The following is a 14,413-nucleotide window of genomic DNA, read 5'->3' as shown; positions in this document are numbered from 1 at the left end:
GACCTTCAGCTGTCAAACCGAGTTTGATCCGCGACCGAATTTATCCTTTAAGATAAAAAATCGTTCAGAACTGTCGTTGTCACCAGAAAATTTACCCCAAAAGGTAAAGGACTTGGTTTTATCTGAAAACCAAGCTATTTTTATCGCAAACGATAAAGAGAGATGTCATGACGGCCCATGAGGGTGAGAAGATCCTTGAGCAGACAGGGGCTGCAATCCGCCGTCAGCGTCTTGCTGAGGGGCTGGGGCTGAAGGAACTCGCGCGGTTGTCCGGACTGTCGATCTCGGCACTGTCACTGATCGAAACAGGTAAGCGCGACCCTCGGCTGAGCACTCTCGACAGGATCGCAAAATCCCTGGGGACGAAGGTCTCGACCTTTTTTCAGGATCCTGCGGTTGATGAATTGAAAGCCGGGAGCACCGGGTCGGGCTACGATCTGAGTGAGTTTGAATGAAATCGGTTCCCGTCTTCTTTCAACACCTTCTGGTCGGAACCGTGGAGGTAAGCCCGGATGGCGAGTTGAGCTTTATCTATAGCAAGGATTGGCAGAACACCCGAGGGGCATTCCCGATCTCCATGAGCATGCCGCTCGGCACAGATACGCACCCTTCGAGCGTTATTTCTCCGTGGCTTGCAAACCTTCTGCCAGAAGAAGAACAGCTGGACGTGCTCTCCAGGTCGCTTGGCATGTCCCAGAGTGACGCCCTCGGCCTTCTTGCGGAGATCGGGGGCGACACAGCGGGCGCATTGTCATTCGGGGAACCCAGCGCTCCCGAGAGGTGGCGCTACACCCCGTTGATGACCCTCTATGACGTCGAAGATCCGAAAGAAGCTCTCGAACGACATTTCAAAGATCTCGCCTTGCGTCCTTTCCTTGCCGGAGAGGAAGGGGTGCGGCTTTCTCTCGCCGGCGGCCAAAAGAAAACGGCCTTGGCCGTATTGGATTCTGAAGGAACTCCGGTTCTGCGGCTTCCGCAGGAAGGTGACCAGTTGGCCGTTCCGCAAGAAGGAGCCCCGTCAACGCTGATCATCAAGCCAGACAACCCGCGCCTTCCGGGGATCACGGAAAACGAGGTGTATTGCCTGAAGCTCGCAAAGGCCATCGGCATACCCTCCGCAGAGGCCAGCATCATCGCTACAGCTGATCGCACGGCAATTTGCGTGCTGAGATACGACCGAAGGGTCACGCGCGGCGGAAATCTCCTGCGCATCCACCAGGAGGATTTTGCGCAGACGAACGCCTTGCCTCCGGGGCGGAAATACGAGCACGGGACCATCCCTGGCCTGTCTTTGCACGAGATCCTCAGTACAGGTCGACGTCTCGGACCGAAAGGGACCCTCGCACTGCTCGACCAGGTCATTTTCAACATCCTCGTGGCCAACACGGACAGTCACGCCAAGAATTATTCTTTGCTGCTACCCCTGAACGGAAAGCCTGAGCTCTCGCCGCTCTACGATGTCTCGACAGTTCTGCCATGGCCCGGCGTGGTCCAGAGGTTCGCGCAGAAGATTGCTGGCAGGCGGCGCAGCCCGACTGATATCGCTCCTCGCGATTGGAGGGTGATTTCGGAAACTTCCGGCTTCCGTCCCGCGGGCGTCCTTGAACGCGTCGAGCTGCTGGTGGACAGAATGGTTGCGTCCCGTGTTCCAGTTTCCCGGGAAGTCGCGTCCTTCCCGAGGGCGACCGCAGGTTACATCGAGGAGGCCGCGGAGATGATCGAAAACAACGCTTTGCGAATCTTGGGCAGGCTGCCGAGTTAGGCAGCCTTGTAGGACGTAAGCCGTTTGACTTGTATAACCTGGCGATAGCGGGTTCAACGATCTCTGAGGACACTTGCTCACCTCAATGCCGCGAGACTCCTGGCGCGATTTGGCGAAAGCTCAAGCGTGGCGCGATATGCCTCCGCCGCTTTCTCAGGCGCGCCCAATTCAAGATAGATATCTCCAAGCAATTCCCGGGCGGGCAATACGTGACCAGGCGTGACCGGACTTTTGCCGATACTGTCTTCCAGATCAGCGGCTTTTTCCTGCATTTTTACAGCCTGCTCACCATTTCCACGAGCCAATTCGATCCATGCATCAACGGACAGGATCTGCCCTTCAGTCAGCTTCGCCCAGTAGTCTTGGTCACGCTCGACCATCACCTGATGCAGCGCGTTAAGTTTTACCACATCCGCGCGGGCAGCTTCGAGATCACCTGATCGGGCCGCTCCGATACCCTTCGCAAACCAGAGCATCGCTTCGGTCTGGGGAAAGTTCTCCCATGGGATCGACGGATGCAGCTCGTGTGAAACCGCACCGGCTTCGGCCCATTTCTCCTGCTCCAGCAGCAGACGCAGCGGCGAGGCCGCCAAGGCGTAAGCGCCGCCAAAGCTGACCTGATGATTGTCCATCGCCAGCATTTTGTCCACCAGCGCTTGCGCTTCCTCGGGCCGATCAAGTTGGAGAAGACCGTAAACCATGTAATCGACAGCGTGGACGTAGTGGGTCTCAAGAATGGTGTCGGAACTTTCCATCGCCGCCTCAGCAGAGCGCCGGTTGAGCTCAATGGAGGCCGCCCAGTCACCTGTGCGGGTAAATATGTGGGATGGCATGTGGAGCGCATGGGCAGCGTTCGGAGCTGTTTTGTCATAAATCACGGCATAGGGCGCGCCGCGGTCTTTGAGCGGCGGATTGTCATAGGCGTGGATCGCGTAGTGGATGACACCAGGGTGGTGTGGCGCGCTTTTGTGGAGCGTGTCGAGAAGGTCTCCGGCGGCCGCATTGATGGCAATCCCGCCCTCGCCTGGAGGAGCGGAGGCGAGCATGGCCAGTGCAGCAAAGGCAGCGGCGTCTACACTGTCAGGATTGGCCTCGTAGGCGTCAATCTGCGCAGCGGCCCAAGCATTGATCTGGGCGCGGTAGCCGTCGTGTTCGGGCGCATAAAAGGCAAGTGCGGCTTTTGTCAGTCCACGCTCCAGATCATTGCCGGTGGTCAGGTCGGCCAGTCTCTCGGCGGCTTCGGTGCCTTTGGCGGTCTCCTCCGGGGACGGGTTCCCTGGCCAAAGCGGATGGAAATTCGCCATCGCGATTCCCCATTGGGCCATGGCGCAATCAGGGTCGGATGCGGCTGCCTGATCGAAAGCATCTTCGGCCTGAATGTACATCATGTTGTGCATCAGGCTAAGGCCCTCGTCGACCGCCGCGTCTGCCTCTTCCTTGCAGCTTGTGGGCAAATCCACGCCATGGGCTTTCACGGCATCCGGGAGGGCAAAGATGGTCAGAGTCGCCGCAAGGGCTGTTGAGGCCCGCATAGTAATTCGCGTCATAAAATTTCTCCTCGAAGAAGCTCTTTGCAATTGCGCCTGGGTGCAGACGCCATCCGTGCCCCACGGCGCCCAAAAGGTCTTGAGAAAGTTCTGAATTCGGCTTGAAATCTCTTCGGATCAGGCACTGCCCATTCTGCTCGCACCTAAAGTGGAAATGACGTATCATCTTGAACGAAAGGGGCATTCGAACATGGTGCTGCCCCCTGTTGATTATCAAGCAGAACCCATCCGCCTCGGCGGGGTGAATTACTTTTGGCTTGATGGCCAATTGCTCGATGCCGAAGGACGGACTGTAACGCTCCGGGCAAAGCCGCTGCGTATGCTCGAGGTACTGTTGAAAGAACGGGGCCGCGTTCTCAGCAAGGACCGGTTGAGCGAGTTGGTCTGGCCCGACGCGATTGCCACTGACGAGAGCATCGCCCGCTGTATTGCCGATATCCGGAAGGTCCTGGGCGATAAAAAACACCAGATCGTCGAAACATTTCCGAAGCAGGGATACCGTCTGAATGTAAGCGAACCCGCAGGGTCGACCCAGGCTCTGCCTCGCAGGATGCTATGGCTCTGGCTGGCTGCTGCCTGTGCGGCGACAATTCTCAGCGTCAATTTCTGGCTCGACGAACCCCGTTGGGCCGCACCGGAAACCTCTTTGGCTCTCCCGGTCGCAGGCCAGCATGAAAGTGTGGCCATTCTGCCGTTCGCGGCGGACGCTGGGCAAAACCGTTTTCTTGCGGCGGGCCTTTCGGACGATCTCGAAATCCGCTTGGCCGAAATGTCGGGAATAGGGATTGTGTCACAAGCTCAGACGCACGCAATGGCGGCGGTTCTGGACAGCCCGGTCGAATTGTCACAGTCGCTCAAGGCGCGCTATCTGATTGCCGGAAGCGTGCGCGAGGATGGAGCAGAAATAGCGGTATCAGTGCAACTTATCGACGGCTCTGACGGTACTACCGTCTGGGCAGACCGTTTCCAGGGCGCCCGCAACAATTTCCTCGCATATCGCCAGACGTTGCCAGAAGCGCTTGTGGAAGCGATGCACATCACACTTGATACGCGTGACCGCCAGCGGCTGTCGCTCGGCGGCACATCTGACCCCGCCGCTTTCGAAGACGTGATGCGTGCGCGCCGCGAACTCAGTGCGTTCACCTATGACGGAAGCCTTTCCGCCGAGAGATTCCTGCGCCGCGCGTTGGAACACGACCCAGACTATGCTCGCGCCTATGCCGAGCTTGCCGCTGCCTACGCGATCCGGTTGGAAAACGGCTGGATCGTGCTTTCGAGCGCAGATGCCGAAAAGGCGTTCTACTTTGCTCGGAAGGCGTTGGAACTTGATCCTGAGTTGTGGCTTGCCCACTACGCGCTTGGGCGGCTTCATTCGGTTGTCCCGACAGGAGACACCGCTGCAGCGCTGAAGCACCTCCGCACGGCCATGTCTCTGCAGCCCGCCAACGATGATGCGCGGATCTACTATGCCATCGTCACCACCATGGCAGGTCATCCCGAAGACGCGTTGCCGATTTTCGAAAGTGTGATGGCAACGCACCCGTTGCCTCCTTTCTGGTACTACATTGGGCTAAGCAACACGTTGTTTCATCTGGGTAAATACGAAGAAGCCGAAGACGCGGTTCTGACTTGCACCCAGCAGATGCCGAACAGCCCTTATTGCCTGCGCACACTTGTAGCCATTTATGCCCGACTTGGACGGCTGGACGATGCCGACTGGATGCTTGCCGAGTATGAAACACTCGGGTACGAAGTGACGCTGGGAGCCCTGATGGCAAGCGCGATCGAGCGTGATCCGTCGATGCGCGCCTTTCTTGAGGAGTCCTATCGCATGGCAGGAATCGAGTAAGATCGCGCAAGTTTCGAACAAAGTCCTACTTAGCAACTGTATCTCTCACGCGGCTTTCAGTTCCCATTCCTGTGGCTCTGTCGATGGCTTCAACACTCACTACAATGGCACATTGCGATGCCCTCGGGAGGGGCATCCACGCCATGAGCAGAGCCCTTCCAGCCTTGCACCTCTACGGCTGCAATGGCCAGAAGACCGGCGCCAGCAGGACGGTGACCACGCCAGCCATGATATTCATCGGCAGGCCCAGTCGCAGGAAATCGGTGAAGCGGTAGCCGCCGGCGTTGTAGACCATCGTGTTGGTCTGATAGCCGATCGGGGCCGCGAAACTGGCGCTGGCGCCAAACATGACGACCACGACAAAGGCCCGGGCGTCCAGCCCCAGCGCGCCAGCCACGCCGACGGCGATCGGGGTCATGATCACTGCGACTGCGTTGTTGGTCACCACCTCGGTCAACACCGACGTGACAGCGTAGATCAGCGCCAGCGCGAGGATCGGGCTCAGCTGCGCCAGCGGCCCCGAGAGCCCGCTTACGATAAGGTCCATCGCCCCGCTGCGCTCCATCGCGGTGCCCAGAACCAGCATGCTGACAATCAGCAAGAGCAGGCGGCCGTCAATGGCGCCGATACCTTCGTCGGGCTCGACGCAGCGGGTCAGCAGCACGATGGCCGCGCCGATGATCGCCAGCGGCAGGATCGGTGCAAGCTCCAGCGCCGCGCCGAGCACCACCATCGTCAGAACTGCCAGCGCAATCGGTGCCTTGCCACGCCGGAAAGCGCGCGCCTGCAACGGGGCAAGCAGGATCAGATCCTCGTCTCGCGCGAGGCGTGCGATGTCCTCAGCCGACCCGTCCAGAAGCACTGTATCGCCCGGTTGCAGCTGCAGCCGGTCGTCCAGAAGATCGCGCGTGCTGCCCTGTCGGTGCAGGGCGATCGGGTAGACACCGTGGCTGCGCCGCCAACCAAGCTCGGCGACCGCCCCCTTCCGGTCCTTTACCAGCGCTTCGATAACCTTGTGACGTCGTGCGTTGGCCGGCTCCAGGCCGGGAATGGCGAGGCTGCGCGACCCCTCTGACCGGTAGCCCGCCACTTCGGCATCAGAGGTGTGCAACACGACCCTGTCGCCAAGGGTGAGCACCTCGGATCGCAGGTTACGCCGCAGCGATACGTCCTCGCGGATCAGGTCGACAAGCCGTGTACCGCTGCGCCGGAAATCGGATATGTCGGCGACCCTGCGTCCGATAAGCGGCGAGGCGGCCGGCACGAAGAGTTCGACCCGCCACGACCGCCCGCTACGTGGCGCCTGCGCCTCGGCCAGCGCCATCCGTTCGGGCAGCAGGCGCGGCGCGGCGACCGCGAGAAAGAGGCTGCCCAGCAATGCCAGCGTGATGCCGAGAGGGGCGATCTCGAACAGCGTGAAAGGCGCCAGATCGAGATCCCGGGCGACACCGTCCACAAGGATGTTCGTTGAGGTGCCGATAAGCGTGCAGGTGCCGCCCATGATCACCACAAAGCTGAGCGGCATGAGAAACCGAGAGGCGCTTGTGCCAAGCTGGCGGGCCAGTCCGAAGACCACCGGGATCAGGATCATTACCACTGGCGTGTTGTTCATGAAGGCTGATGCGATGGCCGCCAGCGCGAAGAAGAGCAGGATCGTCAGCCTTGGGCGCCGGACCATGCCGCGGCTCAGCGCCTCGGCCACGGCCTCGAGCACGCCGGTGCGCACAAGCGCGGCGCTCAGCACGAACATAGCGCCGATAGTGGCGGGGGCGGAGTTGCTCAGCGCCTTGAGCAGGTCGTCGGTGCTGACGAGACCAAGCAGCAGCGCCACCGCCACACCGCCAAGAGCAGTGACCTCGGCGGCGAAGCGTTCGGTCAGGAACAGGGCGAAGACGCCAGCCACCAGAAGAAGGGCGCCCTGAGGCGCGTAGGAACCGAGATCGAAGAGCATGGGTGGCACCCGGGTAAACGCCGCGCTGTACAGGCGCCGACGGCAAGGCGCAGGTGGCGCGTGGCTGATGGCCTCCGCCGCACCCTCTTAGTGACGTTTGACAATGCCACCAATCAAAGGGCGCGAGAAGAGGGATTTCCTGCCCTCGCTCCAACGCATAGCAAGGCTATAATTGCGCAAGGTTCTTGCCGCGCACGTGCCGAGCCGGTCAGCGCGTCAGACCGGGCGCAGCTGATCTCATATCAACTCACCAATTGCGACCGGTCGGAGCCTTTGCAGCCGCACCCAACATTGGACTTTGCAACACAGTGTTGTTGGCGCACAGACCGAGACGATTTCAGATCGAACCCAAATAATAGCCGATGGCTTCGGCCAATTCGGTTTCTTCGTAGCCAAAATGAGAGCGCACGACCTCTTCCAGCTTGCGGAACGCAGCAGCGGCATGCGCGAAATTTGCCTCTGATGGGTCGTCGGTCAGTGCATCGGCTGCGCGGTTCAGGCGGATAATCAATTCATGTACCACCTCATGTTCGGCCTTCAGTTTCGCCACGACTTCGCGAAACCTACCGCCGCCCGCTGCCTCGACCCTTGGAAATACGTCGGCGCTTTCAATGTCGTGGTGAAACTTCAGCACCCGGCATTCTCGCCCGCAAAGGGACCCGAACCCGCGTAAATTCTCAGTCATGTCGAGCGAAAGCACGATGCGCTTAAGGTGCTCGGGTGGGGCATCTTTCGCTTCAATCCGCGCCAATACAGCACCGATCTGGGCCATCTCGTTCAGGTAATGATTGTGAATCGCGGCCAGTTGCAGCCCCTGCTGACGGTGCAGCTCAGTTGCCTCCGGCACGGATGGCGCCTTGGGACGAGCCGCTTCGTTCAGGCTCAGGTTGTCAAGCGGGAGGTTCGAAAGATCATTCATCAACCATACATAGCGGCGTGAGGTAAATTTCCAACCGCCGGGTCAGCCGTATCCAGCGACAATTAAGGCACTTCAGCCTCTGGAGTGTCCGCAACCGGTGTTGGTGCAATTCGTCTTTTCGGTGAAAGGCCTTTATTGCTCTGCTTTTCCTCCGGAAGATGCCCTTGCTAAACTACTCTCGGCTTGGCAATTTTAGGTTTGATCTCGCCCAGTTGCTGCGACAAGCCGCACGGTTACCTCCCAATGAGCCGACGAAATCGTCGTCTTCCGGCGCTGTGTCCTGCATCCGAGCCCGGTAGCCCCCATTCGATTGTCGAGTTGCCGGACCGCCCGGAGGACTTGGCGGCCCAGCTTGGGTCACTTGGGTCTGGTCAGAGATCACCCACCGGAGTTTCCATGATCTCCGGCCACTTGGCGAAGGCGCCGTCAATGATCGTGGCGCGATCTTCGAGATACTTCTCGAAGATAGACTGGTTCACGAACAGGTAGAGCTTGCCGTCGACGATGTCCGCATAGCGCACGTCGCCGTCCAGTTTCTTGCCTGCATAGACACCGAAGGCGCAAAAGCCGCCGAACTGGGGCAGCATGGCCGCGGGGTCGGCGTCGAAGGCGGCCTTGGTCTCGGCGCTGGCAAAGTAGTAATCCACCCCGTCATGTTCCGAGGTGAACTTTGCGTCACCGATTTGGGGCGCTTCGGCTTCGAACATCGAAACCGGATCGAACCCGTGCATCCCCAGCGGATGACCGGTCAGGGTCAACCCGTTGTTCACATTATATTCGTCAGCGGCGAAGGCGGCCGGGGAGAGCGAGATCAGGGCTGCGGACAGCACGGCAGTGAGCGTAAGTCTGGTCATGGGTTTGGTCCTTTGTTTTCGAGTTTGGGTCAGGGATTGGGAGTGCTGCGCCGCCTACGCGCCGCGAGCGATGCGGGTCACAGCGTCGTCTGTCCACCAGACGCCGTTGGCAACCATTCGGAAATTGATGATGGCAGCGAGGTATCCGTCGCCTTCGGGCACTTTGGCGCCGGCGGTGGCGTCGCGCACCACGGCGACCTCGTAGCCCAGTTCCAGCAACTCGTAGAGATGGGCCTGGGTGCAGAGGTTGGCCGACATTCCAGCCAGGATCACCTTGTCGATGCCGCGCTTGCGCAGCTGCAGGTTCAGGTCGTTCTGCGCCGGGCTGTAGACTTTGTGCGGCGAACAGATGACGGTATCGCCGTCCTCGATATATTTTTTGTACTGCGGCATCCAGTCGGCGCCGGAGCCGTCAAAATCCGTCAGGTCGAGCGGCCCGGGACGGTCAAACATGCCGATCGAATGCATGGTCTTTTCCAGCGTGCCTTCGAAATGCCATTTGTGGTCGTGCGGATAGTAGTAGTGCGGGGAGATGAAGACCGGCATTCCTGCGGATTTGGCGGCGGCGAAGAGGCGCTCGATATTGTCGACGGTGCCCTGTTCGGTCACGCTTTCGCCGACCACGCCCCAGGTGACGCCATCCTCGGACAGGAAATCGATCTGCGGGTCGGTCACGACCAGAGCAGTGCGGCCCGGGACGACGTCCATGTCAATCTGCGGCAGACCTGGGTCGGCCGGGTCGGCGTAGAGCGAGCGGGCCTCAGGCGTGGCGGCGTTGGCCGACGCGCCCGCGACCGCTGCGACACTGCTGGCGGCGGCTCCCGCCAGCAGGCGGCGCCGGGCCATGTCGACATGCTGGGGCGTGAGGTTGCAACCGCAGTTTTCGTGGTCGTGGTGTTTCATCGTCTCTCTCCTTGATGAGGGTTGGATAAGGGTGGTGCGAGGGGGCAGCGCCGAGGCGCTGTCAGGTCAGCATGATCCCAGCGTTACGCAAGGCTGATCCGGTCGCAGAGGCAGGGGCGCCGCGGCAATGGACAAGCTCGCTTTTCTGGGGTGCCGTGCCGCCGTCGGGCCGCACGAGTTAGGCTCAGTTCGTCTGGGCCAAGGGCAGGGTGCAGGTGCAGACCGGCAGCATTTCGAGGCCGCGCGGACCGCTGAACGGGACGGGCGCGGGATCATCGCCCGGGACGGCGTGCGCCGGATAAAGCCATTCGGTGGCGGCGGTTTTATCCGGCGAACTTTCGGTGCCATCCGTGACCGCTGTTCCGGCGTAGGCAGGGGCCGACATCATGATCAGCGTTGCAAACGCGCCGGTGGTCAGTGCACAAGCGGTGGCCGAGATCAGCAGAGACGTCATATCCTTCGCGTCACGGCTTTTGAGTGAGGCAAAGCGTGCGGGGCGACGGCGGCGGGAGGCAGGTTTATCTTGGTGCGCGCGATGGGGCGGGAAGAAGGGTTCCATAATTCGGGCCTTTCGGTTTCCTGGGGCGGCGGGGTGCACTGCGGTGGCTGGAAGAGGTGTTCCGTTCCGATGACATCAGGTTAAACCGGCACCGCTTGGGCAGTATCGGCCACACCTGCCAGTCTTTGGGCCGCGCCCGCCATGACAGCCGCGCCAGGCGCAGCCAAGCGGTCAGACGCGGCCTTGCGATACTGCGCCGGGGCCTGCCCGACCCAGCGCTTGAAGGCGCGGCCAAATGTGCTCTGCTCGGCAAATCCGGTCAGGAAGGCGACTTCGGCGATGCTGCAATCGCCGTGTTTCAGCAGGTCGCGTGCAAGACGGATCTGCACATCGCGTACCACGTCACGGTAGGTCGTGCCTTCTTCGGCAAGTCGACGGAAGAACGTGCGCTCGCTCATGCCGATCTCATGCGCGATGGTCGCGGCCTGCGGCACCCCGGTGCTGAGCGCCCTGGGCAGGCGACGGAAAAGGTCGGCTCGCAGCGGCGGCACGTTCAATACGGCCTCCAGTTCGCGATCGAGATGTCGGGTGAGGAAGTCCGAGATCGCCACGTCGCCTATGCGGTTTGGCAGGTTCATTGCCCGTTTCGGCATCACGATGGCGTCACGGGCGGCGCCAAAGATCACCGGGCACCCGAAATGTTCCCCGTACCGCGCGGGATCGTCCGGGCAGGTATGGCGAAAGGTCACGCATTCCAGCGGCAGCCCGTCGCGTACGAAGGCCCGCATGTTGCAGGCGACTGCGGCCAGCGCGCATTCGTTGCGCAGGGTCAGGGCTGCATGGTCGGGCGTGCAGCCTTCGATGACCAGAGTCGCTTGGTCGTCTTGGCGGTCCAGCCAATAGGTGGCCGTGTCACTCAGCAGGCGGAAATACCGTTCCAGCCGCGCCAGTGAGGCACCAAGGGTCGGTGCAGTTTTCAACGCAAGCCCGAGCACCCCGAGATCGTCCACGCGGATCGCATCGGCATAGGCTGCGATCAGTGTTACGCGGTCGGGGTGGTGCGCGGCGACAAGATCGATCAGGCCGAAATGACTTTCGTCGTTGATATAACCGTCGGTGAGCGGCGGAAGCTGGCAAATGACCTTGGATCCTGAAAGGACCTGCCCTTCTGGCGTGACAGTCATTCCGGCGGCGGAGGTGATGGCATGAACAAAGGCGGAAGTGACACTGGGCATGGCAAACTCCATAGCGATGCGGCTTAGTGAACAATGCCGCTCCCGGGATATCCGGGGGCGGCGCAGAAGGGGGTCAGACTGAAGCGCAGCGCATTTTTTCCAACTCAGTGATGCGGGCGCGTAGTCGGTCGATTTCGTTGCCATGTTCGGCATCGGTGCGGCGCACCGGGATGTGCTGAGGGCAGTTCCAGTCGAAGGCGGCGACGCGAATGACGATGGCGCGGTCTGCTTTTGGCCCGTCGGGCGGGTTCAGGTAAGCGATGACCGTGGGATCGACCGCGATCCGCGCATGACCCAGCAGCTTGAGCCTCCGGCGTCGCGCGAAATCAATGGCAAGGATCGAGACGCGGTCGTTGTTTTGCAAGTTGCCGGTGCTGATATACTGCTTGTTTCCGCGGTAATCGGCATAGGCCACCGTCTGCGGATCGATGACATTCAGGAACCCCGGCGCACCGCCGCGGAACTGGACATAGGGCCAGCCGGTTTCGCTGACCGTGGCTTGAAAGATCCCGTCACGGGCGCGGAGAAAGGCAGCTTCACGTTCGGTCAGTTGATCGCCTTCCTGTGACGCGTCCGAAAGCATGCGAGCGTATATGTCGGCCGAACCGTGACGCGCCTGCATGGCACGCACGGCGGGGGTGAAGGCGATGTTCGCATAGGCTTTGGCCATGACTGTCTCTCCTTACAGGCCCAGCTCGGACAGGCCGGGGTGATCGTCGGGACGCCGCCCCTGCGGCCAGCGCATCAACCGCTCACTCTCGGCGATTGGCAGATCGTTGATCGAGGCAATGCGCCGCTGCATCCGGCCGTCCGCGGCGAATTCCCAGTTCTCGTTGCCATAGGCCCGGAACCAGGAACCGCTGTCATCGCGGTACTCGTAGGCAAAGCGCACGGCGATGCGGTTGCCTTCCTGCGACCAGAGTTCCTTGATCAGCCGGTATTCGTGTTCGCGGGCCCATTTGCGGGTCAGGAAATCGACAATGGCACCGCGCCCCGAGAAGCGCTCGGCGCGGTTGCGCCACTGGCTGTCGGGCGTATAGGCCTGCGCGACTTGCTCGGGCTGGCGACTGTTCCAGGCATCTTCGGCGAGGCGGACCTTTTTCGCAGCGGTGTCGGCGGTGAACGGGGGAATTGGTGGGCGGGACATGTGCGGCTCCATTGGAAAAAGCGGGCGCCCCGGCGGGCGGTGAGGGACTGGGAAAATGCCGGGACGCCGTGGGGGGACCTGGGGGACAGCGGGATCAGGCGGCGTCGGCGCTCACGACCGGGAAATCGATCGGGGTACCAAACGCCTCGTTGAGGTAGTTGGTCAGCGTGTTAAGCGCGACATGGGCCACGATCTCGACGATTTGAGCGTCGTTGTAGCCCGCGAGTTTTACGGCCTTGACCTCGGCATCGGTGACGCTGCCGCGCGCCTCTACCAAGGACACGGCAAAGCGAACTGCGGCGTCGGCCTTTGGATCGGAAGAGCCGCCGCGCCGGTTGGCAGCAATCTCGGCATCGTCGAGCTTGGCCATGTTCTTGCCGATGTAGCTGTGCGCCGACAGGCAGTAGTCGCAACCGTTCCTCTGGGCGACAGCCAGCGCGATGCGCTCTCGCGTAGCGGCGGGTAGTTCGCCCTTCGCGAGCGCACCGTTCAGTTCGAGGTAGCCGCCGAGGGCAGCAGGGCTGTTGGCGGTGATGCGGAACAGGTTCGGCACCAAGCCGAGCTGTGCCTTGACCCCCTCGAGCAGCGGGCGGGCCGCAGCCGGGGCGTCTTCGATGGAAGCGGGAAGGGGGATACGTGTCATGGTCTCTCTCATCTCTGTTTGTGACAAATCGCCTTGCGGCGTCGCTATATAAACAGACAAGTCTGTCTATTTGTCAAATCCCTTTGTCCGATTGTGATGTGCCGAGAATGTTCAATTTCCATTGATAAGTGGACTGAATTGATAAATAAGTAGACAGAACTGTCTGAACTGAGGGGAGAATCTCTTGAACAAGCGCCGGGACGATCTTGTGGAAACCGCCCTGAAGCTTTTCTACCTGCACGGCTTCCATGCCACAGGAATCGACAAGATCCTGGCCGAATCGGGGGTTGCGAAGATGACCCTCTACAAGCATTTCCGGTCCAAGGACGAGTTGATCCTTGCCGCGTTGCAGTTGCGGGACGAACGCTTTCGAAACTGGCTGATGTCCGAGATGGAGAAGGCCTCGGCCGACCCCGGAGAACGTCTGTTGGCGATGTTCGACGCGCTGGAGGACTGGTTTCGCGGCAAGGCGTTCAAGGATCTGGGGTTCTCGGGCTGTGCTTTCATCAACGCGGCAAGCGAGTTTGCAGCGCATGACCACCCCGCGCATCGCGTGGCGTCCGAGCACAAGAGGCGGATCGTGGATTACCTGGAAAAGACATGCCGCGAGGCGCAACTGCCAGAGCCGGAACAGATGGCAGAATGCCTCGCACTGTTGAAGGAAGGCGCAATTGCCACGGCGCATGTCCGGAACATGCCCGAGGCCGCCGTACTGGCACGGGACATGGCTCGCACATTGATCAATGCTGCACGGCTAAGCACCGTCGAGGGCACGTAGTCGTCACCAAATAAGCATTATTTATCAGTGTATTAAATGTAGATAGGGTCGGTCCGACTCGCGAATGCCTTCACCTGCCATGTCGCCGAGATCGGCACACAGGAGCTACATCGCGGCTATGCACTCGCTTTGCATGATGTCAGTCGCGCCATAGTTTGGCTAAACGAGCACCTGTGGTGGCACTAAAAGTGACAGATTCATGTTGCACATCCGATCAGATCTGCCCCATCGCCCAATCACGAAACAACTGCACCCGGGGCAAGTCTATCTTGTCCCAAGGCGTCACGAGATAGTAGCCACCAGGGCTGACGACCCGCACGGGAAAA

At 60.7% G+C, this 14,413-nt stretch carries 14 protein-coding genes; 4 read left to right on the top strand and 10 right to left on the bottom strand.

The genetic code is table 11. The features are described 5' to 3' along the window. Nucleotides 1-167: 167 nt before the first annotated feature. Nucleotides 168-455 carry a helix-turn-helix domain-containing protein gene (locus tag EDD52_RS19360; protein WP_132248065.1) on the top strand — a complete coding sequence of 96 codons (288 nt, stop codon included), beginning with the start codon at nucleotides 168-170 and terminating at the stop codon, nucleotides 453-455. Next, nucleotides 452-1,762 (top strand): HipA domain-containing protein, encoded by a 1,311-nt coding sequence (locus EDD52_RS19355; protein ID WP_132248063.1) that lies wholly within the window; start codon nucleotides 452-454, stop codon nucleotides 1,760-1,762. The genes EDD52_RS19360 and EDD52_RS19355 overlap by 4 nt, the downstream gene beginning before the upstream one ends. Nucleotides 1,763-1,839: 77 nt before the next feature. Here the strand turns inward: EDD52_RS19355 and EDD52_RS19350 are convergent, their stop codons facing one another. After that, on the bottom strand, nucleotides 1,840-3,159 hold the full coding sequence (locus tag EDD52_RS19350; protein WP_243652022.1) for a tetratricopeptide repeat protein: 1,320 nt from the start codon (nucleotides 3,157-3,159) through the stop codon (nucleotides 1,840-1,842). 340 nt (nucleotides 3,160-3,499) lie between these two features. Here EDD52_RS19350 and EDD52_RS19345 point away from each other — a divergent pair, with 340 nt between their 5' ends. Continuing rightward, nucleotides 3,500-5,158, top strand: coding sequence for a winged helix-turn-helix domain-containing tetratricopeptide repeat protein (locus EDD52_RS19345; protein ID WP_165907592.1), 1,659 nt, complete (start codon nucleotides 3,500-3,502; stop codon nucleotides 5,156-5,158). A 172-nt stretch (nucleotides 5,159-5,330) separates the two neighbouring features. Here the strand turns inward: EDD52_RS19345 and EDD52_RS19340 are convergent, their stop codons facing one another. From EDD52_RS19340 to EDD52_RS19300, 9 genes are all read right to left on the bottom strand, one after another. Continuing rightward, nucleotides 5,331-7,109, bottom strand: a complete 1,779-nt coding sequence (locus EDD52_RS19340) for an SLC13 family permease (protein ID WP_132248059.1) — start codon at nucleotides 7,107-7,109, stop codon at nucleotides 5,331-5,333. A 337-nt stretch (nucleotides 7,110-7,446) separates the two neighbouring features. Next, complete coding sequence (locus EDD52_RS19335) at nucleotides 7,447-8,028, bottom strand: hemerythrin domain-containing protein (RefSeq protein WP_132248057.1); 582 nt, start codon at nucleotides 8,026-8,028, stop codon at nucleotides 7,447-7,449. A 371-nt stretch (nucleotides 8,029-8,399) separates the two neighbouring features. Further along, a complete protein-coding gene (locus EDD52_RS19330) occupies nucleotides 8,400-8,882 on the bottom strand; it encodes a YHS domain-containing (seleno)protein (RefSeq protein ID WP_132248055.1) in 483 nt (160 codons plus the stop codon). A gap of 54 nt (nucleotides 8,883-8,936) precedes the next feature. After that, nucleotides 8,937-9,785, bottom strand: coding sequence for a cysteine hydrolase family protein (locus EDD52_RS19325; RefSeq protein WP_132248053.1), 849 nt, complete (start codon nucleotides 9,783-9,785; stop codon nucleotides 8,937-8,939). A 184-nt stretch (nucleotides 9,786-9,969) separates the two neighbouring features. Beyond that, nucleotides 9,970-10,344, bottom strand: a complete 375-nt coding sequence (locus tag EDD52_RS19320) for a hypothetical protein (protein ID WP_132248051.1) — start codon at nucleotides 10,342-10,344, stop codon at nucleotides 9,970-9,972. 80 nt (nucleotides 10,345-10,424) lie between these two features. Continuing rightward, nucleotides 10,425-11,519: an AraC family transcriptional regulator gene (locus EDD52_RS19315; protein ID WP_132248049.1), complete on the bottom strand. Its 1,095-nt coding sequence runs from the start codon at nucleotides 11,517-11,519 to the stop codon at nucleotides 10,425-10,427. A gap of 73 nt (nucleotides 11,520-11,592) precedes the next feature. Beyond that, complete coding sequence (locus EDD52_RS19310; protein ID WP_132248047.1) at nucleotides 11,593-12,189, bottom strand: pyridoxamine 5'-phosphate oxidase family protein; 597 nt, start codon at nucleotides 12,187-12,189, stop codon at nucleotides 11,593-11,595. A 12-nt stretch (nucleotides 12,190-12,201) separates the two neighbouring features. Beyond that, nucleotides 12,202-12,666 (bottom strand): nuclear transport factor 2 family protein, encoded by a 465-nt coding sequence (locus EDD52_RS19305; protein ID WP_132248045.1) that lies wholly within the window; start codon nucleotides 12,664-12,666, stop codon nucleotides 12,202-12,204. Nucleotides 12,667-12,760: 94 nt separating this feature from the next. Then, nucleotides 12,761-13,309, bottom strand: coding sequence for a carboxymuconolactone decarboxylase family protein (locus EDD52_RS19300; protein ID WP_132248043.1), 549 nt, complete (start codon nucleotides 13,307-13,309; stop codon nucleotides 12,761-12,763). 184 nt (nucleotides 13,310-13,493) lie between these two features. Between EDD52_RS19300 and EDD52_RS19295 the strand changes: the two genes are divergently transcribed. Then, nucleotides 13,494-14,087, top strand: coding sequence for a TetR/AcrR family transcriptional regulator (locus tag EDD52_RS19295; protein WP_132248041.1), 594 nt, complete (start codon nucleotides 13,494-13,496; stop codon nucleotides 14,085-14,087). The last annotated feature ends 326 nt before the right edge of the window (nucleotides 14,088-14,413 follow it).

Source organism: Primorskyibacter sedentarius, from assembly GCF_004342065.1.
Lineage (GTDB): Bacteria > Pseudomonadota > Alphaproteobacteria > Rhodobacterales > Rhodobacteraceae > Primorskyibacter > Primorskyibacter sedentarius.
This window is presented reverse-complemented; position numbering and strand designations above follow the sequence as displayed.

Bases quoted from the DNA above. Each gene is read 5' to 3' on its own strand.
- EDD52_RS19360 (WP_132248065.1), top strand. From the start codon at position 168: ATGACGGCCCATGAGGGTGAGAAGATCCTTGAGCAGACAGGGGCTGCA.
- EDD52_RS19355 (WP_132248063.1), top strand. From the start codon at position 452: ATGAAATCGGTTCCCGTCTTCTTTCAACACCTTCTGGTCGGAACCGTG.
- EDD52_RS19350 (WP_243652022.1), bottom strand. From the start codon at position 3,159: ATGCACAACATGATGTACATTCAGGCCGAAGATGCTTTCGATCAGGCA.
- EDD52_RS19345 (WP_165907592.1), top strand. From the start codon at position 3,500: ATGGTGCTGCCCCCTGTTGATTATCAAGCAGAACCCATCCGCCTCGGC.
- EDD52_RS19340 (WP_132248059.1), bottom strand. From the start codon at position 7,109: ATGCTCTTCGATCTCGGTTCCTACGCGCCTCAGGGCGCCCTTCTTCTG.
- EDD52_RS19335 (WP_132248057.1), bottom strand. From the start codon at position 8,028: ATGAATGATCTTTCGAACCTCCCGCTTGACAACCTGAGCCTGAACGAA.
- EDD52_RS19330 (WP_132248055.1), bottom strand. From the start codon at position 8,882: ATGACCAGACTTACGCTCACTGCCGTGCTGTCCGCAGCCCTGATCTCG.
- EDD52_RS19325 (WP_132248053.1), bottom strand. From the start codon at position 9,785: ATGAAACACCACGACCACGAAAACTGCGGTTGCAACCTCACGCCCCAG.
- EDD52_RS19320 (WP_132248051.1), bottom strand. From the start codon at position 10,344: ATGGAACCCTTCTTCCCGCCCCATCGCGCGCACCAAGATAAACCTGCC.
- EDD52_RS19315 (WP_132248049.1), bottom strand. From the start codon at position 11,519: ATGCCCAGTGTCACTTCCGCCTTTGTTCATGCCATCACCTCCGCCGCC.
- EDD52_RS19310 (WP_132248047.1), bottom strand. From the start codon at position 12,189: ATGGCCAAAGCCTATGCGAACATCGCCTTCACCCCCGCCGTGCGTGCC.
- EDD52_RS19305 (WP_132248045.1), bottom strand. From the start codon at position 12,666: ATGTCCCGCCCACCAATTCCCCCGTTCACCGCCGACACCGCTGCGAAA.
- EDD52_RS19300 (WP_132248043.1), bottom strand. From the start codon at position 13,309: ATGACACGTATCCCCCTTCCCGCTTCCATCGAAGACGCCCCGGCTGCG.